This window comes from Streptomyces sp. NPDC005576 (assembly GCF_042871745.1).
Taxonomy (GTDB): domain Bacteria; phylum Actinomycetota; class Actinomycetes; order Streptomycetales; family Streptomycetaceae; genus Streptomyces.
The window spans coordinates 138,394-163,375 of the sequence record NZ_JBIAJC010000009.1 but is presented as its reverse complement, the minus strand read 5'-3'; the positions used below and the strand labels follow the sequence as shown (position 1 = coordinate 163,375).

General features: G+C 71.2%; 23 protein-coding genes and 2 pseudogenes. 6 read left to right on the top strand and 19 right to left on the bottom strand.

Translation table 11 applies throughout. From position 1 onward, the window contains the following. Positions 1–86: 86 nt before the first annotated feature. Positions 87–851, top strand: coding sequence for an SDR family NAD(P)-dependent oxidoreductase (locus ACFYPN_RS17915; RefSeq protein WP_358764676.1), 765 nt, complete (start codon positions 87–89; stop codon positions 849–851). Positions 852–978: 127 nt separating this feature from the next. On the opposite strand, the gene ACFYPN_RS17910 is transcribed toward ACFYPN_RS17915, so the two are convergent. From ACFYPN_RS17910 to ACFYPN_RS17900, 3 genes are all read right to left on the bottom strand, one after another. Beyond that, positions 979–1,638: a DUF5063 domain-containing protein gene (locus tag ACFYPN_RS17910; RefSeq protein ID WP_358764678.1), complete on the bottom strand. Its 660-nt coding sequence runs from the start codon at positions 1,636–1,638 to the stop codon at positions 979–981. Positions 1,639–1,704: 66 nt separating this feature from the next. Further along, positions 1,705–2,304 carry a recombination mediator RecR gene (gene recR / locus ACFYPN_RS17905; protein WP_358764681.1) on the bottom strand — a complete coding sequence of 200 codons (600 nt, stop codon included), beginning with the start codon at positions 2,302–2,304 and terminating at the stop codon, positions 1,705–1,707. 178 nt (positions 2,305–2,482) lie between these two features. Then, positions 2,483–2,818 (bottom strand): YbaB/EbfC family nucleoid-associated protein, encoded by a 336-nt coding sequence (locus tag ACFYPN_RS17900; protein WP_358764699.1) that lies wholly within the window; start codon positions 2,816–2,818, stop codon positions 2,483–2,485. A 367-nt stretch (positions 2,819–3,185) separates the two neighbouring features. On the opposite strand from ACFYPN_RS17900, the gene ACFYPN_RS17895 reads away from it, so the two are divergent. Continuing rightward, on the top strand, positions 3,186–3,986 hold the full coding sequence (locus ACFYPN_RS17895) for an SLATT domain-containing protein (RefSeq protein ID WP_389299211.1): 801 nt from the start codon (positions 3,186–3,188) through the stop codon (positions 3,984–3,986). 105 nt (positions 3,987–4,091) lie between these two features. Here the strand turns inward: ACFYPN_RS17895 and ACFYPN_RS17890 are convergent, their stop codons facing one another. The 6 genes and pseudogenes from ACFYPN_RS17890 to ACFYPN_RS17865 form a co-directional block, all read right to left on the bottom strand. Beyond that, on the bottom strand, positions 4,092–4,742 hold the full coding sequence (locus ACFYPN_RS17890; RefSeq protein ID WP_389299208.1) for a hypothetical protein: 651 nt from the start codon (positions 4,740–4,742) through the stop codon (positions 4,092–4,094). 188 nt (positions 4,743–4,930) lie between these two features. Beyond that, complete coding sequence (locus ACFYPN_RS17885) at positions 4,931–5,770, bottom strand: GntR family transcriptional regulator (RefSeq protein WP_389299206.1); 840 nt, start codon at positions 5,768–5,770, stop codon at positions 4,931–4,933. A gap of 251 nt (positions 5,771–6,021) precedes the next feature. Further along, positions 6,022–7,404: an aspartate aminotransferase family protein gene (locus ACFYPN_RS17880; RefSeq protein WP_389299432.1), complete on the bottom strand. Its 1,383-nt coding sequence runs from the start codon at positions 7,402–7,404 to the stop codon at positions 6,022–6,024. Between the two features lie 114 nt (positions 7,405–7,518). Then, positions 7,519–8,300, bottom strand: a pseudogene (locus ACFYPN_RS17875) (biotin carboxylase); the annotation flags it as partial. Between the two features lie 312 nt (positions 8,301–8,612). Then, a complete protein-coding gene (locus ACFYPN_RS17870; RefSeq protein WP_358764688.1) occupies positions 8,613–8,966 on the bottom strand; it encodes a PRC-barrel domain-containing protein in 354 nt (117 codons plus the stop codon). Positions 8,967–9,304: 338 nt separating this feature from the next. Next, positions 9,305–9,466: a hydrophobic protein gene (locus ACFYPN_RS17865; RefSeq protein ID WP_266707077.1), complete on the bottom strand. Its 162-nt coding sequence runs from the start codon at positions 9,464–9,466 to the stop codon at positions 9,305–9,307. A gap of 266 nt (positions 9,467–9,732) precedes the next feature. Here ACFYPN_RS17865 and ACFYPN_RS17860 point away from each other — a divergent pair, with 266 nt between their 5' ends. Further along, positions 9,733–9,978, top strand: a complete 246-nt coding sequence (locus tag ACFYPN_RS17860) for a DUF6332 family protein (protein WP_358764690.1) — start codon at positions 9,733–9,735, stop codon at positions 9,976–9,978. Positions 9,979–10,165: 187 nt separating this feature from the next. On the opposite strand, the gene ACFYPN_RS17855 is transcribed toward ACFYPN_RS17860, so the two are convergent. Then, on the bottom strand, positions 10,166–11,062 hold the full coding sequence (locus tag ACFYPN_RS17855) for a glycoside hydrolase family 19 protein (protein ID WP_358764692.1): 897 nt from the start codon (positions 11,060–11,062) through the stop codon (positions 10,166–10,168). A 468-nt stretch (positions 11,063–11,530) separates the two neighbouring features. Between ACFYPN_RS17855 and ACFYPN_RS17850 the strand changes: the two are divergent. Further along, positions 11,531–13,030 (top strand): annotated as a pseudogene (locus ACFYPN_RS17850) (PstS family phosphate ABC transporter substrate-binding protein); the annotation flags it as partial. A gap of 140 nt (positions 13,031–13,170) precedes the next feature. Here ACFYPN_RS17850 and ACFYPN_RS17845 read toward each other — a convergent pair. Further along, the gene (locus ACFYPN_RS17845) at positions 13,171–14,454 is read right to left on the bottom strand and encodes an adenylosuccinate synthase (protein WP_358765577.1); all 1,284 of its coding nucleotides are present in this window, start codon (positions 14,452–14,454) and stop codon (positions 13,171–13,173) included. Positions 14,455–14,639: 185 nt separating this feature from the next. Here ACFYPN_RS17845 and ACFYPN_RS17840 point away from each other — a divergent pair, with 185 nt between their 5' ends. Further along, entirely contained in the window at positions 14,640–15,521 is an 882-nt protein-coding gene (locus ACFYPN_RS17840) for a diacylglycerol kinase (protein WP_358765575.1), read from the top strand. A gap of 22 nt (positions 15,522–15,543) precedes the next feature. Here the strand turns inward: ACFYPN_RS17840 and ACFYPN_RS17835 are convergent, their stop codons facing one another. The 5 genes from ACFYPN_RS17835 to ACFYPN_RS17815 all read right to left on the bottom strand — a co-directional run bounded on the left by ACFYPN_RS17835 (position 15,544) and on the right by ACFYPN_RS17815 (position 20,947). Then, a complete protein-coding gene (locus ACFYPN_RS17835; protein WP_358765573.1) occupies positions 15,544–16,338 on the bottom strand; it encodes an LmeA family phospholipid-binding protein in 795 nt (264 codons plus the stop codon). A 172-nt stretch (positions 16,339–16,510) separates the two neighbouring features. Further along, the gene (locus ACFYPN_RS17830) at positions 16,511–17,716 is read right to left on the bottom strand and encodes a cytochrome P450 (RefSeq protein WP_389299200.1); all 1,206 of its coding nucleotides are present in this window, start codon (positions 17,714–17,716) and stop codon (positions 16,511–16,513) included. A 42-nt stretch (positions 17,717–17,758) separates the two neighbouring features. Then, entirely contained in the window at positions 17,759–18,424 is a 666-nt protein-coding gene (locus ACFYPN_RS17825; protein WP_389299197.1) for a response regulator, read from the bottom strand. Then, entirely contained in the window at positions 18,421–19,818 is a 1,398-nt protein-coding gene (locus tag ACFYPN_RS17820; protein ID WP_389299194.1) for a sensor histidine kinase, read from the bottom strand. The genes ACFYPN_RS17825 and ACFYPN_RS17820 overlap by 4 nt, the downstream gene beginning before the upstream one ends. A gap of 97 nt (positions 19,819–19,915) precedes the next feature. Then, positions 19,916–20,947, bottom strand: coding sequence for a class I SAM-dependent methyltransferase (locus tag ACFYPN_RS17815; protein WP_389299191.1), 1,032 nt, complete (start codon positions 20,945–20,947; stop codon positions 19,916–19,918). A gap of 47 nt (positions 20,948–20,994) precedes the next feature. Between ACFYPN_RS17815 and ACFYPN_RS17810 the strand changes: the two genes are divergently transcribed. Further along, positions 20,995–21,576, top strand: a complete 582-nt coding sequence (locus ACFYPN_RS17810; protein WP_389299189.1) for an XRE family transcriptional regulator — start codon at positions 20,995–20,997, stop codon at positions 21,574–21,576. 84 nt (positions 21,577–21,660) lie between these two features. On the opposite strand, the gene ACFYPN_RS17805 is transcribed toward ACFYPN_RS17810, so the two are convergent. The 3 genes from ACFYPN_RS17805 to ACFYPN_RS17795 all read right to left on the bottom strand — a co-directional run bounded on the left by ACFYPN_RS17805 (position 21,661) and on the right by ACFYPN_RS17795 (position 24,745). Further along, positions 21,661–22,551: an alpha/beta hydrolase gene (locus tag ACFYPN_RS17805; protein WP_389299185.1), complete on the bottom strand. Its 891-nt coding sequence runs from the start codon at positions 22,549–22,551 to the stop codon at positions 21,661–21,663. Between the two features lie 129 nt (positions 22,552–22,680). Next, positions 22,681–23,904, bottom strand: a complete 1,224-nt coding sequence (gene kynU, locus ACFYPN_RS17800; RefSeq protein ID WP_389299182.1) for a kynureninase — start codon at positions 23,902–23,904, stop codon at positions 22,681–22,683. Then, positions 23,897–24,745 carry a tryptophan 2,3-dioxygenase family protein gene (locus ACFYPN_RS17795; protein WP_358765558.1) on the bottom strand — a complete coding sequence of 283 codons (849 nt, stop codon included), beginning with the start codon at positions 24,743–24,745 and terminating at the stop codon, positions 23,897–23,899. The genes kynU and ACFYPN_RS17795 overlap by 8 nt, the downstream gene beginning before the upstream one ends. Positions 24,746–24,982 lie beyond the last annotated feature (237 nt).

Below are 24,982 nucleotides of genomic sequence, written 5' to 3'. Positions count from 1 at the left end.
CACGGTGGCACGGAGGGACTTTCTGGCACTACGCGCCAAAAAAACGTACAGTCCGATACGGAACACCAATGCGAGGGAGCACCACCATGAGCACCACCGACTTCCAGGACCGCAGCGTCGTCGTCACCGGCGCGGGCAGCGGCATCGGCCGGGCCACCGCGCTCCGGTTCGCCGCCCAGGGCGCGAAGGTCCTCGTCGCCGACCTGGACAAGGAGCGGGCCGAGCAGACCCTCGCCGACATCGCGGCCGACGGCGGCACGGCCGTCACGGTGGTGGGCGATCTGAGCGAGCAGACCGTGGTGGACGAGGTCGTGCGCACCGCCGTGGAGACCTTCGGTGGCCTCGACGTGCTCGTGAACAACGCCGGGATCATGGACTCCATGTCGGCGGCGGCGGACGTCACGGACGTGGAGTGGGAGCGGGTCATCCGCATCAACCTCACCGCGCCGTTCCTGCTGACGCGGGCCGCGCTCCCGCACATGCTGGCGGCCGGAAAGGGCGCGATCGTGAACACCGCGTCGGAGGCGAGCCTGCGCGGCTCGGCGGCGGGCGCCGCGTACACCGCGTCGAAGCACGGCATCGCGGGCCTCACCAAGTCGACCGCCGTCATGTACCGGGGTCGGGGCGTCCGCACCAACGCCATCGCCCCCGGCGGCACCGCCACCAACATCCAGGTGAACGCGGACCGCGACGCGCTCGGCCCGGCCGTCCTCGGCTCCTACATGGGCAACGTCGGTAAGCCGGCCACCGCCGACGAGCAGGCCGCAGCGATCGTCTTCCTCGCCTCGGACGCCGCGAGCAACATCAACGGCGTGATCCTCGCCGTGGACAACGGCTGGTCCGCGGTCTGATCCACGGTCTGGACAACGGCCGGCTCGCGGCCCGGCTCGCGGCCCGGGGACGGACCGCGGTCCGGTCCGGAGGGCGATCCGTCCCCCGGGCCCGCTCACGGCCCGGGGACGAGTGCGTGTCGGGGCGCTACTTCACCGGGCGCAGCCCCAGCGGGCCCGCGATCTCCTCGACCATCACCAGACCGGCGGCCTCGGCGAGGTCGTCGTCACCCGGGTCCTGGTCGATGTCCAGGCCGTCCAGCTCCGCCAACGGCTGGTTGAGACGGATGTGCGCCACCAGCGACTGGAGCGCCCGCAGGGTCGCGGAGGCCGTCGAGCCCCAGTTGGAGAAGTACGAGAACTGCCACCACCAGAGCCCCTCGGCCGTACGGCCCGCCTCGTAGTGGGCGAGGCCGTGGCCGAGGTCGGTGACGAGGTCGGCCAGGTCGTCGGAGATCCGGTGCGGCACGGGTGCCTTGCGGGGCTCGTACGGGTCGAAGACCTCGGAGTAGACGTCGATGGGCTCCAACAGGGCGGCGAAACGCTCCCGCAGACCGTCCGCGTCCGGCTCGGCGCCCAGGTCCGGCTCGTACCGCTCGTCCGGGAGGATGTCCTCGTACGCACCGAGCCGGCCGCCCGCGAGCAGGAGCTGCGAGACCTGGAGGAGAAGGACCGGCACGGCCTCCTCCGGCTCTTGGACCTTGGACACCTCGGTGACCGCGACGATGAACGTCTTGATCTGGTCGGCGATCTGGACGGCGAAATCGTCCGGGTCCTCCGTGACGGAGTTCAGCGTGGCGTCAGACATCGAGGGAACCTCCCGTGGGCACCTGCACGAACGGCGGCTGGCTGGAACCTCTGCAACGTACCCGCGTCAGACATCGAGAAGCCTTCTCCCCTCGAAGGCGCGACCCAGGGTCACTTCGTCCGCGTACTCCAGGTCGCCACCCACGGGCAGACCACTGGCGAGGCGGGTGACACGGAGCCCCATCGGCTTGATCATCCGCGCCAGGTACGTCGCGGTGGCCTCGCCCTCCAGGTTCGGGTCGGTCGCCAGGATCAGCTCGGTGATGGAGCCGTCGGCGAGCCGCGCGAGCAACTCACGGATGCGCAGATCGTCGGGGCCGACGCCCTCGATGGGGCTGATCGCGCCGCCGAGCACGTGGTAGCGGCCCCGGAACTCACGGGTCCGCTCGATCGCGACGACGTCCTTCGGCTCCTCGACCACGCAGATGACCGTCAGGTCACGGCGGGTGTCGCGACAGATGTTGCAGTGCTCCTGCTGTGCGACATTGCCGCAGATCGCGCAGAAACGGACCTTGTCCTTGACCTCCAGGAGGGCATGGGCGAGGCGCCGCACATCGGTCGGCTCCGCCTGCAGAACGTGGAAGGCGATCCGCTGCGCGCTCTTGGGACCGACGCCCGGGAGCCTGCCCAGTTCGTCGATGAGGTCCTGAACAACGCCTTCGTACAACGGAACGCCTTTCCTTCAATTCCTGCTCGTACCGTAGTGGGTACGCGTGGGTACCAATAGAGGTGCCGGACGACTCGTCCCGGCCGTGACCCGGCTCGGCTCGGTCGGGACCGGCTCGTCCCGGCCGTGACCCGGCTCGTCTCGGTCGGGAGCCAGGTCGGCTGGCTCGCGAGTCGGCTCAGAACGAGAGGTCGGGCATGCCGCCCAGGCCCTGCGCCAGCGGGCCGAGCTTCTGCTGCTGGAGCGCGGTGGCGTTCTCGTTGGCCGCCTGGACCGCCGCGACGACGAGATCGGCCAGGGTCTCGGTGTCCTCGGGGTCCACCGCCTTGGGGTCGATCACGAGGGCGCGCAGCTCACCGGAGCCGTTCACGGTGGCCTTCACCAGACCACCCCCCGCCTGTCCTTCCACCTCGGTCCGCGCCAGCTCTTCCTGAGCCACCGCGAGATCCTGCTGCATCTTCTGGGCCTGCTGCAGCAGCTGCTGCATATTGGGCTGACCACCACCGGGAATCATGGTCACTCCTGGACTTTTCGAGGGCGGATGTCTGGCTAAAACGAGCGTACGTGCTCGTCGAGTGCCCCGCTTCACCCGTGGGACGCAACTCTTTCGAGTGAGATTCGCGGCGCCAGGAAAACGCCCTATACCTGACCAGAGGCCGTCAGCACGCTGTAAAACAGCGTTTTCGCTCCCAGGGCCCACCATTCGGCGGTAGGAAGGGCATGCGTACCGCCACGCACGATCGCACCGCCGGTAACGCAGTCAGCGCGGCCTGTCGCCGGAGCCGGCGCAGCGAGCCAGTCGGCGGCGTCGGTGGAAGTCGGTGGAGATACCCGGGACAGGACCCTCCGTAGTTCCACGCAGAGTGCAGAGGAGTGCCCCGGTGAGCCAGCCGGAGATGCCGCCCGAGGGGCCGCCCCGCAAGGAATCCACTGCGGGGACGCCCGGTGACGGCACCGGAGTCACGCATTCCGCCCCGGAACCGGGCGGCCCGGCGGGACCGGGGCGCGATCTCACCGCCCGTCCCTTTCCGCTCGGCGACTGGGGGGAACCTGCCGAACGCCTGGACGAGCTGTACCGGTGGGTCGAGACGGGCGCACTGGAGACGGCGGCCTGGTATCTGAAGGACCGCACCTGGAAGCGGCGCGGGGCGCGCGGGCTGCGCGTCGGCACCTCGGTCGGAGTGGTCGCGGGCGCGACGCTGCCGCTGCTCGACCTGACGGGCGCGCTGAACGGCTCGGCCGGGTACGGCTACTTCTCGCTGCTGCTCGGCGCGGCCTGCATGGCCTGCGACCGGTACTTCGGCCTGACCTCCGGCTGGATAAGAGATCTGGCCACCGCGCAAGCCGTACAGCGCAGGCTCCAGGTGCTCCAGTTCGACTGGGCCTCGGAGTCCGTACGCGAGGTACTGGGCCCGACCGAGGGCACCGCGAGCGAGGCGGCAGAGCGCTGCCTGGGGGTGCTGCGCCGGTTCTCCGAGGACGTCACGGAGCTCGTACGGTCCGAGACGGCGGACTGGATGGTGGAGTTCCGCGCCGGCCCCGCCCCCATGGGGATGCAGTCCCTGGCGACGGGCACCGGCATCGGCCGGGGCGAGCAGACCGGGCCGCCGGGCCGCTTCTCGATCCCCTCGGTGACCCGGCCGAACATGCCCCGGCAACGGCCGCCGGAGCCGCCCCGGTGAGGCGCCCCGGCGAGGGGCGCCCCGGTGAGCCGCCACGTCGTCGGGGAGGCTCCGGCGCCGGGAAAGCTCCGGCGGCGGGAGGGCTCCGGCGGCGCGCGGAAGCCGTCAGCTGAAGATGATCATCGAGCCCTGCGCGAGACTGCGGGTCGCCGCCGCGTGCAGGCCCAGCCAGACATGCCGCTCCCGGGCGAACGGACTCTCGTCGTACGCGATCGGATCGGCCGGCTCCTCCAGCTCGGTGGGCCGGGTGGGCGGCGCGGGGGGCGCCGGCGGGTTCCCGGGGTCGATGCCGAGGGACGGGGCGACGAACTCCAGTTCGCGCAGCAGGCCGTGCGAGGACCCGAGCGGACCGCCGCCCTCCAGCAGCGCGTCGTTGGAGAGGGGAACCGGGAAGTCCACCGGGACGTAGGCCCCCGCGTGGTCGAAGTGCCAGACCAGGTGCGACTGCTGGGCGCTCTGCTCGAACATCTCCAGGAGGTGTTCGTAGTCCCCGCCGAGCCCGTCGACGGGAGTGACCGCCAGCCCGCTCAACTGGAGCAGATAGGCCCGGCGCAGGTAGTGCAGCGCCTCGTAGTCGAAGCCCGCGACCGGGGCCACGTCCCCGGTGAGCCCCGGCATGTACGCGTACACGGGGACGGGCGGGAGACCCGCCTCCCCCAGCGCGTTGTCGTAGACGGCGATCTCTTCGGCGAAGGGGTTGTCGGGGCTGTGGCACAGCACATCGACGAGGGGGACCAGCCACAGGTCACAGGCCACGAAGTCTCGCTCTCACACGGGTTGGGCGCTCGTCGGGACAGCGTAATGCGGCGGGTGGGCCGCGCACAGGGTCCCGGCAGTCACGGGATCGGGACGAATCCGGACACGGCGGGGGCGGAAGCCTCAGGGGCCGCAGGGGGTCGCCCGCGTCGCCACCGCCCCAGGGACAGCGGCCGGCGCCGGGTTGCTCAGCGACCGTCCCCCGCGCCCGGCTCCCTCGCACACGGCCCCGCCGCACACGACCCCGTCGTACCGGGCCCCGTCGTACTGGGCACCGCACCGCACGGCCCCGCCGCACCGGGTTCCGTCACGCCGGGTTCCGTCACGCCGGTCTCCGTCACGCCGGTCTCCGTGGCACCGGGTTCCGTGATCAGCAGGCGGTCCGCCCACTCCAGCTCCCGGGCGTAGTACGCGCGGAGCATCTCCAGCACCGCCGCCCGGTCGTCGGCGGTCACGGCTTCGGCGAGCGCCTCGTGGTCGAGCCAGAGCAGGCGGTCCCGCTCCGCGCTCGTACGCAGCCGGTGCACCAGGAAGACCCAGCCCTGGACGCGGAGGGTCGCGAGGAAGTCGCTGATGTTCGGGTTGCCGACGAACGCGCTCAACTCCCGCCAGAACCGCAGGTCGTAACCGATCAGTACGTCGAGGTCGCCGCCCCTCGCCGCGCGTGCGGCCTCGGAGGCGCGGCGCCGGACGGAGGTCATCGCCTCGCCCCGGACCGTGACCGGATGGCAGCCGCTGAAGACGCCCTCCACGATGACGGAACGGGCCTGCACGATGGCTCGGTAGTCCCCGGCGGTGAACGCGCGCACCTGGAACCCGCGGTGTTCGTCGGAGACGAGGAGGCCCTGCGAGGCGAGGTCGAAGAGCGCCTCGCGGACGGGCGTCGCGGAGACCCCGTACTGCTCGGCGATCTGCTTGACGGTGAACTCCTTGCCCGACGGCAGACGCCCCGCGAGCACTTCGTCACGGAGCGCACCGGAGATCTGGCGGCGCAACGTGTTGCGGGTCACACCTCCGCTCGGGCTCATCCCGTTCCCTCCCCATTTTTCTGTTCGGGACACCATAAGGCAGGCTCACCCTGCCCGGATCCGGGCAGAGTGGACGGAGTGGGCGATACGGGGACAGGTGCGGGAGGACTCCACTTTTGACGGGAAATTCTCCTGCACCTGGCCCCAATATCGGGCATTTCTCCCGCACGATGGATTCGTCCGGGATGTGCGGCCGATGCGGAGCTCCGTATCCTGAGCTCCGTATCCTGCCGCCCTCCCGGACGCCCTGTTCAGACGGTGAAGCCGTCCGCGACCGTCAGCGCTTCGTCCAGCGCCGCGAGACCCTCCAGCGCCTCGTCGTCGCTGACGTTGCACGGCGGCACGACGTGGGTGCGGTTCATGTTGATGAAGGGCCACAGCCCCCGCTTCTTCGCCGCCGCCCCGAAAGCGGCCATCGGCGCCGCGGCCTCGCCCGTCGCGTTGTACGGGACGAGCGGCTCGCGCGTCTCCCGGTTCCGCACCAGCTCCAGCGCCCAGAACGCGCCGACGCCCCGTACCTCCCCGACCGAGGGGTGACGCTCGGCCAGCTCGCGCAGCCCCGGTCCGAGCACCTTCTCGCCGAGGCGGGCGGCACGCTCCACCACCTTCTCCTCCTCCATCACCCCGATCGTCGCGACGGCGGCGGCGCAAGCCAGCGGGTGGCCGGAGTAGGTGAGCCCGCCGGGGTAGGGGCGGGTCTCGAAGGTGGCCGCGATCTCGGCGTTGATGGCCACCCCGCCCAGCGGCACATAACCGGAGTTGACGCCCTTGGCGAAGGTCATCAGGTCGGGCACCACCCCGTAGTGGTCGGCCGCGAACCACTCCCCGGTACGCCCGAAGCCGGCCATCACCTCGTCCAGCACGAAGACGATGCCGTACCGGTCGCAGATCTCGCGCACGCCCGGGAGGTAACCGGGCGGCGGGGTCATGATGCCCGCCGTTCCGGGGATGGTCTCCAGCACGATCGCCGCGATCGTGCCGGGCCCCTCGAAGGCGAGCGTGTCCTCCAGGTGCTGGAGGGCACGGGCGCACTCCTCCGCCTCGGTCGTCGCGTAGAACGGCGAGCGGTAGAGGAACGGCGCCCAGAACCGCACCACGCCCGCCGAACCGTTGTCGGAGGCCCAACGGCGAGGGTCACCCGTGAGGTTGATCGCCGTCGAAGTGGACCCGTGGTACGAGCGGTACGCGGAGAGCACCTTCGTGCGGCCGGTGTGCACCCGCGCCATCCGTACGGCGTTCTCGACCGCCTCGGCTCCACCGTTGGTGAAGAAGATCTTGTCCAGGTCACCCGGGGTGTGCCCCGCGATCAGCCGCGCCGCCTCGGACCGGGCCTCGATCGCGAACGCGGGCGCGAACGTGGCGAGTCGGCCCGCCTGCTCCTGGATCGCGGCCACCACGGCCGGGTGCTGATAGCCGATGTTGGTGAAGACGAGCCCACTCGTGAAGTCGAGGTAGCGGTTCCCGTCGTAGTCCCAGAAGTAGGACCCCTCCGCCCCCGCCACTGCGAGCGGATCGAGCAGGCCCTGGGCGGACCAGGAGTGGAAGACGTGCGCGCGGTCGGCGGCCTTCACCGCCGCACCGGCAGCCTGGTCGACGAACGGAACTCGGGGGCCACGAAGGGCTTCAGCAGTCATGCCGGTGAGCGTAAGGGCTGTCCCCCCGTTCCTGGCGGGTGCGCTCGACCGGCGGGGCCTCTGCGTCGGCGTGCCGGTCGAACCGCCCCGGTCGGTGCCGTGCCCGTACACCCGTACGGAGTCCGGCAGGGTGCTGGGGTACTGGTGCCGCAGGAAGGAGGACGAATCGGGGTGGTTGATGGAATCGAGCACACCGTGGACGGTGACCTCGCCGTCGTGGACGTATCCCTCCACTCCCTCCACGGCGACCCGGAGTCCGGTCATCGCCTCCTCGGCGAGACAGACCTGCCCTCCTACGCCCTGCATCTCCGGGGGCAGTTCGATGAGCCCCAGCACGTGGTCGAAGGGCCTGCCCACCCTGCTGATGCCCTCCCGGACCGACGCGACCGCTGCCCGGAACTCATCCATGTCCGAAACGCCGTAGGCACGTTCCGAGGAAGGGGAAAGGGCCGGCTTCAGCCACATCGGGTCATTCACCCCGGGCGGCGGCTGCGGATCGTCGCTTTCGAGTTCCACTCGCCCGAAGCGGGGATGCTCGTCGACGACCTTCTCCCGCTCCCATCGGCTCCAGTACGTGTGCTCGCACTTCACCATGGATTCGAGACCGGTCGTGAGAGTGCCGTATTCCGAACCGAGGACGGGGACGAGAGTACTGACGGAGAAGTCCCCGTAGCCGACGATGGCGTCGATCTCCCCGTCGAAGGCGTCGGGCACGGCCCGTGCCCGTTCCAGCAGATCCGGAACGGAGATGTCACCGCCTTGGAGTTCCTCGATCGTCAACAACTGGTGAAGCGGTGAGGGTCCGAATCCGGGACGGCCCGGAGGGAGGGGAGGTTCGCCTCGTCGAGGCCGACCACGAATGTGTTCTTGCGGTCCGTGCGCTGTTCTTCCGTCACCCTGTTCCCTTTCGAGCGTGGGCTGGTCGTCCCCCCGGCCGAGGCAATGGCCCCGGCCGGGAAATGACCCCGGCTGCGCCCATTCCTCCGGTACGGAGTACGACCGGGGACGGGCGCGCCGTATCCCGGCCCGTGCGGGCACACGAAAGCGGGCCGACCCTGGCAGAGAGGCTCTGCCTGGCCCGGCCCGCTGGGTTCCGGTGACCGCGTGCGGCGGTCGCGCGTCCGTGGCTCCCCCTCGGGACCGCAGTCCTCGGGAGGGACGGAGCCACGGGACGCCGGGGCCCGTTCGCGTTCTGACGCACGCCGGCGTCAGATGCGACGGTGCCGCCCGTAGTGCTCACCCGTGGTCTCGAAGAACTCGGTGTTCCCCAGGTGGGAGTCCTTGTCGAACTCCGGAGCGCTCTTGATCTGCTCCTTGTCGAGGTCTACGTAGACCTTCTTCTCCTCCGGATCGACCCGGCGGACGGTGCCTGCCGGAAGCAGGACGTGCCGGCCGAAGATCCAGACCCCGGTGTCGACCACCAGGTAGGAGGAGCCGACCTCGTCGGAGTGCTTGTCGACCTTACCGATGCTGCCGTCGGTCGCCTCGACCTTGTAGCCGATCAGGTCGACGCCGCCGGTGTGGCCGGCCGTGGGCTGGTAGCCCCAGATGTTCTCGCTCATCTCTACGGCTTCCTCTCTCGTTGCCGGAAGGTGGTGACGTGCTCAAGGGGACGGGACCTTCTGCCGTACGAGCGGCTCCCGTCCTGAACTTCGCCTGCCCGGCATCATCCTGCTCATGCACCCCACTTCCTCCCTTCCTTCCGAGAGGCGGCATCCGACGCCTCTTCACACCGATTTCCACCACAGGAATTCATGTCCGTCCCCCGCGCCGCCCAAGGCGCCGAAAGCGCACAGGACGCACGGGGCGCACAAGCCCCGGAAAACGCGGAAGAGGGCCCGCCCATCGGGAGCGGACCCTCTTCTTTCAGCGAACACGTCGTACCGATGGTGCGTACGAACTACCACCGGTACCAGCGGTGACTGCCACCCTTCGGACGGGCCACGAAACCGATCAGCCAGAGAACCAGGACGATCGCCGCGACGATCCACAGCGCCTTGAGTGCGAATCCCGCACCGAAAAGAATGACGGCCAGAAGAAGAACGAGAAGCAGGGGAACCATGATTATCAACCTCCAGGGCTTCTGTTGCCCCTGTAACTCCGTCCCACACACGCAAACTCAACTGTTTCTCGGCGAATGTACGGGGTATCCGATCACGCCCTGCCGGAAGCCTGTCCCCCGCCGAACCGCTCCCTCGCCCCGGTCCCGCCCCCGTCTCGGTCCCGTTCGTGGCCCCGACCCTGGTCCCGGCCCTGGCCTTGGACCCGGTGCCGGTGCCGGTGCACTCGCCCCTGGACCCCGGGCGCACCCGCTGCCACTCTTTGGTCATGACAACGGGGCGACGCACTCAGCAGGACCGGGACGAGATCACCGTGGAGATCGGTTACGCGCTGCTCAGCGCGTGCTTCCTCGGAGGCGTCGTGCTCGCCGCGATCGCCGGACCCGCACTCGTCTGGGACCTCTCCCCGGCCGTCGACAAGGCCCTGCTCATCACGGGGGCCTCGGTCGGAGGAGTGCTCGCGGTGCTCCGTGTCGTCCACGTGCTGTGGCAGTTCGGGGCACGCCGGCCCTGACTCCCGCGCCCTCTGCGGCAGCATCCGCCGGCCCTGGAGAGGCCGGGCAGCCTCCTGCACGCGGACTCATAGCTCGGGGCTCCGTTCTCCCCGGCCTCCTCCGGAAATCCGAAGCGGGGGGTGCGGCACGGCCGGCGGCCGGGCGCACCCCCCGCGGATCAGCAGGAGACGGGAGAGGGAGAGGCGATCAGCAGCTCAGGTTCGAGCCGGGGGTGACGCCCAGGATCGAGGTGAACGACTGGTACGAGTTGATGCGGCTCTGGACCTGGGCGGGATTTCCGCCGTTGCACTCGATGGAGCCGTTGATCGAGCGGATGGTCTGGCCGAACCCGGCGCTGTTGACCATGGCGTTGTGCGGGGTCATCGTGCCGGGGCCGCTCTGGGTGTTCCAGTACCAGAGGGCGGTCTTCCAGGCCACGGCCGCGTCCGTCTGGACCAGGTTGGGGTTGGCCAGCAGGTTGATGCCGAGGGCGTCACCGGCGGCCTTGTAGTTGAAGTTCCAGCTCAGCTGGATCGGCCCGCGACCGTAGTACGCGGACTGGCCCGCCGGGCAGCCGTAGGACTGCGAGGTGTCGCAGTAGTGCGGGTAGTTGGCCGTGTTCTGCTCGACCACGTACACCAGCCCGCCCGTCTCGTGGCTGACGTTGGCGAGGAAGGCTGCTGCCTCCTGGCGCTTGACCGTGTCGCTGCCGGTGGTGGCGAAGCCCGGGTAGGCGCTCAGCGCGGCGGTCAGCCCGGAGTACGTGTAGAAGGAGTTCCGGCTCGGGAACATCTGGTTGAACTGCGACTCGCTGACGACGAAGCCGGAGGTGCTCGGCGGCGTGCCGGGGTCGGTGGTGCCGCCGGTGCCACAGGTGCCCGTGTCGGACCAGACGCCGGTGGTGCCGGGAACCTCGTTCTGCGTCCACCACTTGGCGGTCCAGTTGTGTCCGTTGCGAGAGGCGGAGTCGCCGCCCCAGTAGACGGACGAGGAGTTCCAGGCGGGGGCACAGGTCGCCGCGGAGGCCGAACCGGCGGGAAGGATGACGACTGTTGCCGCTACGGCCGCTGCTGCGGCGAGAAGGCCCATGACGCGTCGGAACACGTGATCACTCCTTCGGTGCGACGCTGCGTCCGGACTTCTGGCCGGTCCGGAGGCGCGCCGTCTTGTGGGGGTGCGGACACTCAAGCGAGAATGGTCTGGACCTGTCAAGGTCTGGACCAAGCTTGGTTCACCCCGCGTCGGCACCCCCCGCACGGACCGTCCCGGCCGATGCATGGCCGAAACCGGCCCCCAACAGGGCTTAAACATCCTGGCGTTGCTCAATTCCCGTCAGCGGAACGACGGGTGTCCCGGCAAAAGAATCAACCGCCCCCGCCCACGGCTCGCAGCCCAGGGCCACGTGGAACCGGTCGCTCCCCTTCCCTGGCAGCGCCAAGCTGAACACGGGGCGAATACCGGCCGACAACACTCCCTCGCCGGCTCCATCACCGCCCTTCCGCTCGTACGGTGGCCGCCCAGGGGCGCGCGGGGCGCGCCCGGTCCGGTACGCACGAGGAGTGCGAGGCAGCCGTGAGTTGGTTCACCGCCGAGAACGTCGTGGCCGTCGTGACGGCCGCCGTCGGCGTCCTCGTCTCCGTGGGGGTGCTCTGGTACGAGCGCCGCGTCCCGGCCCAGCGGCGCATCGGGTACCGCGTCCAGATGGACACCCCGATCGGCAGCGGCGTCAACGTCCGGCTGGGGTTGTTCGACGAGACCCCCGACATGTCGGACGCCACCCTCGTGCTGCTGCGCATCGAGAACGACGGCTCGCAGTCCATATCCCGCGACGACTACACCGGCATCGACCGGCACGGTCTGACCGTGGAGTTCACCGACCGGACGGTGCGCGGGACTGCCGTCACCCAGCCCGGCGAGTCCGGCCATCTGATGGAGCACTTCACCCCGGCCGCCGGGATGCGGCAGGAGGGCGGTCTCATCCGGCTGCCGCGCGTGCCCCTCAACCGCCACCAGCACTTCAAGCTCCTGGTGCTGCTCACCGGCGGCGAGGTGGGCAGCCCGATCAGGGTCGTCGGCGGCATCCGGGACGGGGACGTACGGGTCAACAGTGCGGCCCGCCCCGACGAGAAGCCCCCCGTCTTCAGCCGGGCGGCCCGGCTCATCACCGTGGCTCTGACCGTGGGGGTCGTCACGCTCTCCTCGATCATCCTGGCGCTCGACCGCACTCCGCCGCCGGTCGAATGCGCCAGGGGCTCCCTGCGGGTGGCGGGATCCACCGCTTTCGAGCCGACCGTGACCGAGATGGCGAAGCTCTACACACAGGCGTGCGAGGGTTCGTCGATCAACGTGGACATGCACGGCAGTGACGCCGGGATACGGTTGCTCGCCGAACGCGGCGCCTCCCCCGCCACGGTCGTCTTCTCCGACGACCCGAAGCCGGGCGGCTATCCGCAGCTGAGCGAGAACAGCAGGGTCGCCGTGGTGCTGTTCTCCCTCGTCGTCAATGACGAGGTGCGCGTGCGGGATCTGTCGCTCGACGACGTACGGGGGATCTACCGGGGCGAGATCCGGAACTGGAACCACTTCCCCGGCAACCCCGACCTGGAGATCCGGCTCGTCAGCAGGGACGCGAACTCGGGCACCCGGGTGGCCCTCCAGCACCGGGTGCTGGACGGCAACGAGCCCATCCCCACGTCCTCCCGCGACTGCCGCACCTCCGACGACCCGAAGGCGCTCGTCACCCGGTGCGAGCTGGGCAGCACCGACGAGGTGCTGCGTACGGTCGGAACGGTCCCGGGAGCGATCGGCTACAGCGAACTGCGCACCGGGGCACCCACGCCGAAGGGCCTGCACCGCATCACCATCGACGCCAAGGAGCCGTCCCCGGAGAAGATCACCACGAACGGCTACCCGTACTGGGTGGTCGAGTACGCCTACACGTACCGGAAGTCCGCCCCCGACTCGCTGGCGGCCCGCTTCCTCGACTACGTGAGCAGCCACGACCAGCAGGCCCTGCGCGAGCACGGCCACCTGCCCTGCTCCGCACCACAGGCGTACCCGCTGTGCGGCGAGCCCCCCCGACCAGCCCCTGACCAGCCCCCGCCGAGCACCCACCGGGCCGTGGGAGCGGAACGGCCGCGGGCCGGGACACGGAAGGTGTCCCGGCCCGCGGCCGTCGTCGTACGGTGCTCCCGGGGAAACCCCCGCACGTCCTACAGGAACGAGTTGATCTCGATCGTCTCGGTACGGCCGGGGCCGACGCCGATCGCGGAGATCGGAGCGCCCGACATCTCCTCCAGCGCCTTCACGTAGGCCTGCGCGTTCTTCGGCAGGTCGGAGAAGGTCTTCGCCTTGGTGATGTCCTCGGACCAGCCCGGCAGGTTCTCGTAGATCGGCTTCGCGTGGTGGAAGTCCGTCTGGTTGTACGGCAGCTCCTCGACGCGCTTGCCGTCGATCTCGTACGCCACGCAGACCGGGATCTGCTCCCAGCCGGTGAGCACGTCGAGCTTGGTGAGGAAGAAGTCCGTCAGGCCGTTGACCCGGGTCGCGTACCGCGCGATCGGGGCGTCGAACCAGCCGCAGCGACGGTCACGGCCGGTGGTGACACCGCGCTCGCCACCGATGCGGCGCAGCGCCTCGCCGTCCGCGTCCAGCAGCTCCGTCGGGAACGGGCCGGAGCCGACGCGCGTGGTGTACGCCTTGAGGATACCGATGACACGGCTGATCTTCGTCGGGCCCACGCCGGCGCCGGTGCAGGCGCCGCCCGCGGTCGGGTTCGACGAGGTGACGAAGGGGTACGTGCCGTGGTCGACGTCGAGCAGGGTGCCCTGGCCGCCCTCGAAGAGGACCACCTTGCCGTCGTCGATGGCGTTGTTCAGGATCAGCGTCGTGTCGGCGACGAACGGCTTGATCTGCTCCGCGTACTGGAGCATCTCCTCGACGATGCCCTCGGCCTCGATCGCGCGGCGGTTGAAGACCTTGGCCAGAAGCTGGTTCTTCTGCTCCAGGGCCGCCTCGACCTTCTGGACGAGGATCGACTCGTCGTAGAGGTCCTGGACGCGGATACCGACACGGTTGATCTTGTCGGCATACGTCGGGCCGATACCGCGGCCCGTCGTGCCGATCTTCCGCTTACCGAGGAAGCGTTCGGACACCTTGTCGAGCGTGACGTTGTACGGGGTGATCAAATGAGCGTTGCCGCTGATCAGAAGCTTGGACGTGTCGACGCCTCGCTCGTTCAGTCCGCTCAGCTCGGAGAGCAGTACGGCCGGGTCGATCACGACACCGTTACCGATCACCGGGGTACATCCCGGTGACAGGATTCCGGAGGGGAGGAGATGCAGTGCGTACTTCTGGTCGCCTACGACAACCGTGTGGCCGGCGTTGTTGCCGCCCTGGTATCGCACCACATAGTCGACGGATCCACCGAGGAGATCGGTGGCCTTCCCCTTGCCCTCGTCACCCCACTGAGCACCGAGCAGCACAAGTGCGGGCACAGGCGTACACCCCTTCCGGGCGGGGCATGTCCAAGGTCAGGGGCGTACGTAAAGGTCGTACTTGGCGTACGACGATGTACGACAAAGCCTGAGCCGTCGAACCGGGTGCCCCGGAATAGACGAAGCCCCTGGCGCAATAGCGCAAGGGGCTCTTGCACCAAGATGCTACCCGAGGAAGGACCGAGGTGTCGGCTGCAGAGCCCCCCGGCGACGACGGCCACCAGCTGCTGGTGGTCATCGACCCGGTTGCCCGCCGGACCGACGGCGAGTCCGTCCGTATCGCGAAGGACGTGCTGAACGCCGGCGCGCACGCCAAGATCTCCCTTCCGGACACCCCCGAGGAGTTCGCCCGCGCCCTGTCGCGGCGGGGCAACAGACGGCCGGTGGTCATCGGCGACGACCACGCGCTGCTCCGCGCGGTGGCCCAGCTGCACCGCGACCGGGAGCTGACCGACAGTGCCCTCGCGCTCGTCCCCGTCGGCGCCCCGCCCGCCCTCCGGCTCGCTCACGCCCTCGGCGTGCCGCGCGGCGCGGTCGCGGCGGCGCGGACGGCGCTGGACGGGTCGGTGCACCGTCTCGATCTGCTCGTCGACGACAGCGACGGCGTGGTCCTGGGCGGAGTGGACGTCCCGGCGCCCCCGCCCGCGCCCGGTCAGCAGGGCACGGACGGCCCGGGGTCACCGGCCCACGCGGGCGTCACGGCCGTATGGGACACCTGCCTCTCGCTGGTCCGCACCCTGGTCCGTCCCCTCCCGGCGTCGGTCCCCACCGGGGCCACCGGCTACCGCCTCCGGGTGGAGGCCGACGGTGTCCTCCTCAACGACCTGGACCGGGCGGTGGAGGGCGTCACCGTGACCTCGCGGAGTGGCGGTGGCCTCGCCGAGGTCGTCGTCCGCACGTCGAGCGGGGAGACCGTGAGCGCGGAGGCCAAGGCGGTGACGATCTCCGGCCCCGACTTCCGCTACCGCGCCGACATACAGCTCCACGGCCCGGTCCGGCGGCGGACCTGGACGGTGTGGGCGAACGCCTGGGGGCTGATGGTCCCGGCGGCCGAGGCCGCGGCCTGAGCCCGGCCAACCCCCCGCTCACTCACCGCCCCCCGCTCGGAGGCCCGCCGTCCCTCTCCAGCCGGGCCGGTCCGCCCCTCAGGTCCACCCGCAGCCCGTCCTCGGTGACCCTGACAGCGGTGGGACGCAGGCCCAGCGCGTCCGCCGCGCCTTCCGGACCGGCGGAGCCACCACCCGTACCGCCGGTGCCACCCGTACCGCCCGTGCCGGCGGCCGACAGCTGGGTGAGGGCGGACTCGATGCGGTCGGTCAGGGCCTTCGGGGCGTCGATGCCGAGCATCTTCGCGCCGGCCAGTGTGAAGCGGACGGTGCCGTCGTGCAGCTCGGGCCGTAGATCGGCTTGGCCGAGGCCGCCCGGACCCAGCACGATCCGCAGGGTCCCGTCGGCGGGCCGCGGTTCCACGCCGCCGACCATCCCGGCGAACGCACCGCCGGCCGTCGCGACCCGGTCGCGCAGGGCGTCGGCCGCTATCTCGACGCGGGCACTGCTGCCGGAGACGGAGGCCCGGCCGTCCCCGTCCGGGACGGTGAGTCCCCGGAGCTCCGCGTCGACCGCGACCCCGTCGAACCCGGCGAGCGCGGCATCGTCCGCGTGCAGGGTGACGGTGCCCAGCTCACCCCGGGCGAGACCCACGAGGGCCCATCCCTCGTAGTCGGCCGTCACCCGGGAACCCAGCCGGTCACCGGCGAGCTTCTCGATCCGCTCGCCCACCACGTGCCGGGCCGCGGCCTCCGCGCCCCCGGCCAGGATGAGTACGCCGACGAGGACGGCGCCGACCAGGAGAGCGGTGCGCCGACGGAGTGGCCGTACCTTCATGCGGTGCCTCCAAGGCTCCGGGCGGGCGGTGGGTTCCCGGTCGGTCGTGGGCGACCGTGGCCGGTCGCGGGTGGTTCGCGGGCGGTTCGCGGTCGGTTCGCGGTCAGTATCGCCGCCGACCCGGCCCGCTGACCCGGCCGGCCCGGAACGGGCGGCGCGGGTCACACCCGCGTCACACCTCCACGCGGAGTTCCTTCAGCCCCCGGATGACGTACCCCGGGTGCCACTCGGGCTCCTCGACCAGCCGCATCTCCGGCGCCTTGTGCAACAACTCGCCGAACGAAGCTGTGAGTTCGAGGCGGGCCAGCGGGGCGCCGAGGCAGTAGTGGATGCCCGCGCCGAAGGTGATGTGCGGGTTGTCCGGGCGGGACAGATCGAGGGTGTCCGGGTCCGCGAAGCGCTCCGGGTCGCGGTTGGCGGAGCCGAAGAGGAGCGCCACCTCGGAGCCGCGCGGGACGACCGTGCCGCCGATCTCGATGTCGTCCAGCACCCAGCGCTCGAACATCTGCAACGGGGTGTCGTACCGCAGGAGTTCCTCCACAGCTGTGGAGAGCAGACCGTGGTCGGCGCGGAGTGCGGCGAGCTGCCCGGGGTGGTGGAAGAGGGTGCGCCAGCCGTTCACGGTGGTGTTGACGGTCGCCTCGTGGCCCGCGTTGAGCAGCAGCACGCAGGTGGAGATCATCTCCTGCTCGGTGAGCCGCTCGTCCTCGTCGTGGGCGGCGATGAGTCCCGAGATCAGGTCCTCGCCCGGCTTTTCCCGCCGTGCGGCGATGAGTTCGCGCAGGTACGCGGAGAATTCGGTGGACGCCGTCACGGCTGCCCGCGCGGTCTCCTCCGGCGGGTTCAGCTCGAACATCCCGCAGATCGCGGCGGACCAGGGGCGGAGCAGCGGCCGGTCGGACTCCGGGATGCCCAGCATTTCGGCGATCACGGCGACCGGCAGGGGTTCGGCGACCGCCGCGAGCAGGTCGCCGCCACCCTCGGCCACGAACGCGTCGACCAGTTCGGCCGCCAGGCGCCGCACGGTCGGCGCGAGCCGCTCCACCGTGCGGGGCGTGAACGCCTTGGAAACGAGGCGCCGGATGCGGGTGTGGTCGGGCGCCTCCAGGTCGAGCAGCCCCTGGCCGTTGAGGGTGGTGAACGGCTCGTGCGCGGCGGGCGGCGCGGCGAGGCCGAACTCGTCGTGGGTGAAGCGGTGCAGATACGTCCGGCCGAGCCGCCGGTCGCGGAGGAGCGCCGACACGTCGGCGTGGTGCGGTACGAGCCACTGCCGGGTCGGCTCGAAGAAGTGGACCCTGCCTGCGGCACGCAGCGCGGTGTAGGCGGGGTAGGGATCGGCGACGAACGCGGGCGACCAGGGGTCGAAGGACACGTGCATGACCCGACGCTACCGGTCGCCTCCGGCGCCCCGACCGGTTCTCTACCCCGGCGTGACCAGCCGTGCCTCGTACGCGAAGACCGCTGCCTGGGTGCGGTCGCGCAGCCCGAGCTTCACCAGGACCCGGCTCACGTGGGTCTTGACGGTGGATTCGGCGACCAGCAGGTGCGCGGCGATCTCCGCGTTGGAGAGCCCTTGCGCGACCAGTACCAGCACCTCCGTCTCGCGTTCGGTGAGGTCCCCGATCCGGGCCAGTGCAGGGGGTTTCGGCGCATGGGCGAGCTTGGAGAACTCGGTGATCAGCCGACGCGTCACGGTGGGCGCGAGGAGCGCCTCGCCGGAGGCCACCACCCGTACGCCCTCGGCCAGCTGGCGGGCGGAGGCGTCCTTGAGCAGGAAACCCGAGGCTCCGGCGCGCAGGGCCTGGTAGACGTACTCGTCCAGGTCGAACGTGGTCAGCACCAGCACCTTGGCCTCCGCGTCGGCGGCGACGATCTCACGGGTGGCCTCGATCCCGTTCATCTCCGGCATCCGGATGTCCATCAGCACCACGTCCGGGCGGAGTTCGGCGACCCGGTCGACCGCCTGCCGCCCGTCGACCGCCTCGCCGACGACCTCGATCCCGGCCATGGCGTTGAGCAGCACGGAGAAGCCCTCGCGGACCATCATCTGGTCGTCGACGATCAGGACCCGGATGTCGTCGCTCACGCGGCGGCCTTCCCCGCGCCGCCGGCGGAACCGGCCTTCTCCGCGACATCGCCGGAACCGGCCTTTTCGGCGGGCTCGGCGGGCTCGGCGGACTCCGGCGCGCGGGGCACGGGGATGAAGACGGCGACCTCGTAACCGCCCTCCTCGGTCGCTCCGGCGGTCATCTCGCCCGACAGCATGGTGATCCGCTCACGCATGCCGGTGATGCCGTGGCCCGCGCCGGGGGACGCCTCGACCGGTCCGGTCGGCGGTCCGTTGACCACCCGTACCCCGAGCCCGCCGAGCACGTAGCCGATCTCGACCGAGGCGGTGGCCCCCGGTGCGTGGCGCAGGGTGTTGCTCAGCGCCTCCTGGACGATCCGGTACGCCGACAGCTCGACGCCCCGGGGAAGTTCGCGCACCGCCCCGGTGACCGTCTTCTCCGTCTCCAGGCCCGCCTCGCGGACGTTGTCCAGCAGCCGGTCGAGCCGGGCCAGCGTGGGCTGCGGGGCGTCCGGGGCGTCCTGGTCCTCCGCCCGTACGACGCCGAGCACGCGGCGCAGTTCGGTGAGGGCGGCCACCGCGTTCTCGCGGATGGTGACGAACGCCTGCGCCAGCTCGGGCGGCGGGTTCTCCACCCGGTAGGGCGCCGCCTCCGCCTGGATGGCCACCACCGACATGTGATGGGCGACCACGTCGTGCAACTCCCGCGCGATGGTCGTGCGTTCCTCCAGCAGCGTGCGCCGGTCGCGCTCCACGGCGGTGACGGTGCGCTGGACCGTCACCTCCCGCTCGGCCTCGCTCACCTCGCGTCTGGCCTCGCGCCGGATCTGGAAGAGGGTCACCACGAGCAGGGCGAGCGCCGACACGACGAACATCGGGCCGGCGGTGGAGCTGGCCAGGTTCGGCGACGCGCCCTCCAGCAGCAGACCCAGCAACAGGGTGAGCGCCCACGCCCAGGCGGCGAGACGCGGGCGGGTCCGGGCCGCGAGGACCACCAGCACCACCAGGTGCCCCCAGAGGCTGCTCGCTCCCCACGGCCAGACGCCACCGGCCGCGGCGACCACCACGGTGCCGGCCATGGAGCCCCAGAAGGCGGCCACCGGCCGGACCAGTGTCAGCGCGACGGGTATCGCCGGCACCACGCCGAGGATCGACTCCTCGCTCGCCCGGGCCATCCCGAGGAGCACGCAGATCAACGCCGCCCCCAGCACCAGCGCGTGCGGGGTCCACACCAGCTTCTCCCGCACGTGCGCCGGGAGTTTGCGCAGCAGCGGCCCGTCGCCGCTCAGCGGGGGCAGCGGGCGGTAGGCGAACACGTCCTGGAGGAGGTCCTGCCGCAGGCTGCCCAGCGCGCCTGCCACCACCTGGAACTCCGGTGTTCTCGTCTTCGTCTGGGCCTGGGTCTCGGTCACGTGCTCACCGTAGGGCGAGGCACCGGGCCCGGTCGTCCCCACGGAAGCGGATACGGCGGTCTCCGCCTCAAGGACTACGTGGCTCCCGGAGTGGGTCTCACGCCCGGGTCGCCACCCAGACGCTGCGCTGGGTACGCACGGTGAGGTCGTCGCGGCGGAGCACACTCTCCGGGCCGTCCACGTCGGTGAGGGCGTCCAGGGTGGCGAGGTCCCCGGCGTCGAGCACGCCCTCCAGGGCCGACCGGACGCGGGTGAGGGCGGCCAGGACGTAGCGCCCGGTGGCGGCGGGGAGCGGGGCGGCCAGGTCGATGGCGACGACCCGCTCGGCCACCACGTGGAGCCCGGCCTCGCGCAGGCGGGCGCCCCAGTCTTCGGCCATGTGCATCCCGGCTGCCGCCCGCCCCTCGGCCTGGGCGGCGTGGCACCGCTCCTCCAGCCCGGGGTGTCCGATGCCGAGGTCGTCGGGGAGGAAGCGCGGGAAGCCTTCGAGCTCGACGGCGACCATGAGCCCACCGGGGCGCAGCACCTCGCGGACCTGGGCCAGGACGCTGCCGGGGTCGGCCATGTGGTGGAGCGAGGCGGAGGCCCACACCAGGTCGAAGGGCCCGGCGGGGAGGCCCTCGGTGTCGAGGTCGGCGACCACGGTACGGACGCGGCCGGCGACACCGAGCGCGCCGGCCTTCTCCCCCAGGCGGGCGGCCATCGCCGGCGACGCGTCCACGGCGGTGACCTCGGCATCGGGGAACCGCTGGAGCAGGGCGAAGGTGCCCGCACCGGTGCCGCTCCCCAGGTCGAGCACGCGCGGCCCCCGGCCGGCCGGCGCTCCCACCGTTCCAGTCGGGGCCGCCGTGGCCGCCGTGGTCTCCGAATCCGCCGCGGTTGCCGTCCTGCCGGAGAGCTCCTCGATCCAGCCGGTCAGCTCCTCCAGGTGATCGTGGAGCACCTCCGCGTCGAGATCCAGCATCTCGGTCAGGACCGAGAAGTCGGCGTCCTGCGAGCCGTGTCCGTCCCCGTGGCCGTGGCCGGTCCCGTGGCCGTGGCCGGTCCCGTGGCCGTGCTGACGGCCGTGCTCGCGCTGCTGACCGTGCTCGTGCTGGTGCCCGTGCTGGTGCCCGTTGTCTGCGTCCATGCTTCGAGCCTACGCACGCCTTGCGTCCAGGGCATAGCATCTTGCGTATGACGCAAGACGGTGACCTCGACTCCCTGGTCCGCAAGCGGATACGTGGCCTCCGCACCGCCCAGGGCTGGTCGCTCGACGATCTGGCCGCGCGCTGCTTCCTCAGCCCGTCCACCCTGAGCCGTATCGAGACCGGTCACCGGCGGATCAGCCTCGATCAGCTCGGTTCGATCGCCCGCGCCCTCGGATCGACCCTGGACGCGCTGGTGGAGTCGGTCTCCGACGAGGACGTGGTGATCCGCCCGCAGCACGACGCGGAGTGCGGGACGACCACCTGGCTGCTGAACCGGGAGGGCGGGCAGCCGGGCGTCACCGTGGTCAGGATGGGCATCACCGCGCCCGAGCCCCGGCACGGCCGGGACGAGCTGAAGGTCCACCCGGGCGGCAAGGACTGGTTCACCGTGCTGTCCGGCACGGTGGTGCTGCTGCTCGGGGAGCGGTCCATCACGGTCGAGACCGGCGAGGCCGCGGAGTTCTCCACGATGGTCCCGCACACCTTCGGCGCACGCGGCGGCCCGGCGGAGATCCTCGCCATCTTCGACCGCGACGGCCGGCGGACCCATCTGCGCCCGGAGCGCTGATCCGCCGAAAACCGCGCGCACCCCGGACACCGCGCACACCCCGGACACCGCAGGACACCCGCCCGGCACCGCGGGGCGCGGACGTCACCAGGCGAGCTGTTCCAACTCCTCCGCCACCACAGCGCAGGCGTCGGTCGAGGGGTCGATGAGCGGGAAGTGGCCGATCTCGTCCAGCAGGGTCAGGCCCACCACCTCCCCCGCCGTCGCCGCCGCGGCGACGAACGCCTCAGCCACCGCCTGCGGCACGACGATGTCGTCGCAGCCCTGCACGATATGGGTCGCGATCCCGGTGGGCAGCAGCACGGCGGGGTCGACGTGCGGGCGCCGTTCGGCGAACCCCTCCTCACCGCCCAGGAGTTCGTGGACCGCCCCCGAGCAGATGCCGAGCTTTGCCGCCGTCATCAGGTCGGCCACGGGTGCCAGCGCCACCGCACCGCGCAGCGGCGGAGGTTCGGGCAGCCGCCACGGCGACCCCGCGGGCAGCACATGCCGGGCCGCCGCCCAGAGCGCGAGGTGACCGCCCGCCGAGTGGCCGGCCACCACGGTCCGCCGCAGGTCCGCCTCGGGCAACTCCCGCGCGGCGAGAGCCGGGAGGGCATCCATCGCGGCAGCCACGTCGTCGAAGGTCTCGGGCCAGCGACCGGCCGTGTTTCCCTCCCCCGCCGGGTTCCCCTCTCCCGCCGAGGTCGGGGACCCGCCCCGCCGGTACTCGACGCTGGCGACGGCGAAGCCGCGACAGCTGAGGAACCCGGCGAGCGGGGAGACATGGCGGCGGTCGTACGGAGCACGCCAGGCGCCCCCGTGGAGCAGGACGACGAGCGGCCTCCCGGTCATCCCGTTCACCGGTACCCAGAGGTCGATGACCTGGTCGGGGTGGTCCCCGTAGGCGACGGTCCGGTCGGGGGCGATCTCCTGATTGGCGAACGCCGACTTCTCCTCGACGGCGTCCCGATAGCGCGCGGCGGAATCCGACATTGTTGCTCCAACCATCCTCGGGGCTGCCCCACTTGTCCGACCTGCGGGGACCGTACCAGTACCCGGAGCGGTCGCCGGACGGAGCCGGTTCGTCCGGGCCCCGTCCGCGACCGCTCGGTCGGCAGGACCCTACGCGGCCGACCCCGCCGGCACGTCCGCCAGCACCCCGGCGAGCACCCGGGCGGCCCGCTCCGCATCGGCGAAGCCGACGTAGAGCGGGGTGAAGCCGAACCGGAGCACGTCGGGGCGGCGCAGGTCGCCGACGACGCCCCGGGCGATCAGTTCGCGCATCACCGGCTCGGCCTCGGCGCACCGCAACGCGACCTGGCTGCCGCGCTCGCCGTGCGCGGCCGGGGTGACGGAGACGACCCGGCCCTCGGGGGCGTACGCCTCGACGCACTCCAGGAAGAAGTCCGTCAGGGCGAGCGACTTGGTGCGTACGGCCTCGATCGGCACCCCGTCCCAGACGTCGAGCGCGGACTCCAGCGCCAGCATCGAGAGGATGTCGGGCGTGCCGACCCGGCCCCGGAGGGAGCCCTCGGCGGGCTCGTAACCAGAGGTCATCCCGAACGGGTCGGCGTGCGAGTTCCACCCCGGCAGCGGGGAGTCGAAGACCCCCTGGTGGCGCTCGGCGACGTAGAGGTACGCGGGCGAACCCGGGCCGCCGTTCAGGTACTTGTACGTGCAGCCGACCGCCAGGTCCACGCCGTGCTCGTCCAGGCCGACCGGCAGCGCACCGGCGCTGTGGCAGAGGTCCCAGACCACGACGGCTCCCGCGCGCTGCACTGCGGCGGTGAGCGTGGGCAGGTCGTGCAGCCGTCCGGTCCGGTAGTCGACATGGTTCAACAGCACTGCGGCCGTGCGGGAGTTGACGGCTCCGGGCACGTCGGCCGGGTCGACCGGGACGATCCGGTGACCGGTCATCCGGGCGGCCGAGCCCGCGATGTAGCCGTCGGTGGGGAACGTCGAGGCGTCGACCACTATCTCGTCCCGCCCGCCCGGCGCGAGCCGGGTCGCGGCGACCAGCGCCTTGAAGATGTTGACGCTGGTGGAGTCGCCGACCACGATCCGGCCCGGCGCCGCGCCGACGATCGGCGCGATGCGGTCGCCGACCCGCTCGGGCGCGGTCCACCAGCCGCTCTCGTCCCAGGACCGGATGCGCAGCTCCCCCCACTCGCGGGTGAGGACGTCGTGCAGCCGGTCGGGCACGTGGACGGGTAGCGCGCCGAGCGAGTTGCCGTCCAGGTAGACCCCCTCATCGAGGGTGAACAGCTCGCGCAGACCGGCGAGTTCGTCGGCGGCGTCCAGCTTGGCCGCACGGTCCGCCAGCAGACGGCGGTTGGTCTCAGACATGACTGCGGGCCGTCCAGAGTTCGGGGAACACGGTCTTCGTCGCGCGCTTCTCCAGCCACGCCACTCCGGCGGAGCCGCCGGTTCCGGTCTTCGAGCCCATGGCCCGCCGGGTCGCCACCAGGTGGTCGTTTCGCCAGCGCCAGACCAGCTCGCCGACGTCCGTGAGCAGCTCGCCGAGGCGCACCAGCTCGTCGTACTTCTCCGGTTCGGCGTAGATCCGCGCCCAGACGGCCTCGACCACCGGGGAGGGCTCGTACTTCTGCCGCAAGTCGCGGTCGAGGACCGACCGCGGCACGGGGTGGCCGCGCCGCGCGAGCAGCGCCAGCGCCTCGTCGTACAGACTCGGCTGGCTCAGCGCCTTCTCCAGCTCGGCGTACACGCGCGGGGAACCCCGGTGCGGTACGAGCATGGAGGCGGACTTGTCACCGAGCAGGAACTCCATCCGCCGGTACATCGCCGACTGGAAGCCGGAGCCCTCGCCGAGCGAGCTCCGGTAGGAGTTGAACTGGGCGGGGGTGAGCTGGGCCAGCGGGCGCCAGGACGCGTTCAGGGCCTCCAGCTGGCGCAGCGAGCGCTTCAGGGCGTCGCGCGCGACCGGCAGCCGGTCCTCGCGCAGGGCCAGGGACGCCGTCTCCCACTCGTGGACCAGGACGGTGAACCACAACTCCATGACCTGGGTGGTGACGAGGAAGACCATCTCGCCGGGATCGTCGGAGCGCAACTGCTGCAAATGGGTGAGGACGTCCGCCTGGACGTAGTCCTCGTAGGGCGTCGTTCCCGCGAAGTCGAGGTACGGGGTTTCCGCACCGGTCTCTTCGGGGGCGGGGTGTTTCGCCGACATCTCTGTCTCCTCGGCACGAGCGTGCGGGTAGCGGTCCGCCCCGTCCTAGCTGGGTGGGCTCCGGTCCCCTGCGGCGCATCCTACGACCGGGAACGGCCCGGTGGCTCGGCTTGGGCGGGGCTCGATTCCGCTCCCGGCCTCCTCCGCGACGCATACCGGCCCGCAGCCGACAAAGCGGGCTGCGGGCCGGTTGAGCCGGCACGAGGGGCGCCCCGCGCGCGTACGCGGCGCCCCGGA

What these genes read in the sequence shown, in the direction of transcription:
- ACFYPN_RS17810 (WP_389299189.1), top strand. Translation starts at nt 20,995, where the DNA reads ATGACGCAAGACGGTGACCTCGACTCCCTGGTCCGCAAGCGGATACGT.
- ACFYPN_RS17815 (WP_389299191.1), bottom strand. Translation starts at nt 20,947, where the DNA reads ATGGACGCAGACAACGGGCACCAGCACGGGCACCAGCACGAGCACGGT.
- ACFYPN_RS17835 (WP_358765573.1), bottom strand. Translation starts at nt 16,338, where the DNA reads ATGAAGGTACGGCCACTCCGTCGGCGCACCGCTCTCCTGGTCGGCGCC.
- kynU (WP_389299182.1), bottom strand. Translation starts at nt 23,904, where the DNA reads ATGTCTGAGACCAACCGCCGTCTGCTGGCGGACCGTGCGGCCAAGCTG.
- ACFYPN_RS17795 (WP_358765558.1), bottom strand. Translation starts at nt 24,745, where the DNA reads ATGTCGGCGAAACACCCCGCCCCCGAAGAGACCGGTGCGGAAACCCCG.
- ACFYPN_RS17830 (WP_389299200.1), bottom strand. Translation starts at nt 17,716, where the DNA reads ATGCACGTGTCCTTCGACCCCTGGTCGCCCGCGTTCGTCGCCGATCCC.
- ACFYPN_RS17805 (WP_389299185.1), bottom strand. Translation starts at nt 22,551, where the DNA reads ATGTCGGATTCCGCCGCGCGCTATCGGGACGCCGTCGAGGAGAAGTCG.
- ACFYPN_RS17885 (WP_389299206.1), bottom strand. Translation starts at nt 5,770, where the DNA reads ATGAGCCCGAGCGGAGGTGTGACCCGCAACACGTTGCGCCGCCAGATC.
- ACFYPN_RS17865 (WP_266707077.1), bottom strand. Translation starts at nt 9,466, where the DNA reads ATGGTTCCCCTGCTTCTCGTTCTTCTTCTGGCCGTCATTCTTTTCGGT.
- ACFYPN_RS17880 (WP_389299432.1), bottom strand. Translation starts at nt 7,404, where the DNA reads ATGACTGCTGAAGCCCTTCGTGGCCCCCGAGTTCCGTTCGTCGACCAG.
- ACFYPN_RS17860 (WP_358764690.1), top strand. Translation starts at nt 9,733, where the DNA reads ATGACAACGGGGCGACGCACTCAGCAGGACCGGGACGAGATCACCGTG.
- ACFYPN_RS17900 (WP_358764699.1), bottom strand. Translation starts at nt 2,818, where the DNA reads ATGATTCCCGGTGGTGGTCAGCCCAATATGCAGCAGCTGCTGCAGCAG.
- ACFYPN_RS17870 (WP_358764688.1), bottom strand. Translation starts at nt 8,966, where the DNA reads ATGAGCGAGAACATCTGGGGCTACCAGCCCACGGCCGGCCACACCGGC.
- ACFYPN_RS17910 (WP_358764678.1), bottom strand. Translation starts at nt 1,638, where the DNA reads ATGTCTGACGCCACGCTGAACTCCGTCACGGAGGACCCGGACGATTTC.
- ACFYPN_RS17915 (WP_358764676.1), top strand. Translation starts at nt 87, where the DNA reads ATGAGCACCACCGACTTCCAGGACCGCAGCGTCGTCGTCACCGGCGCG.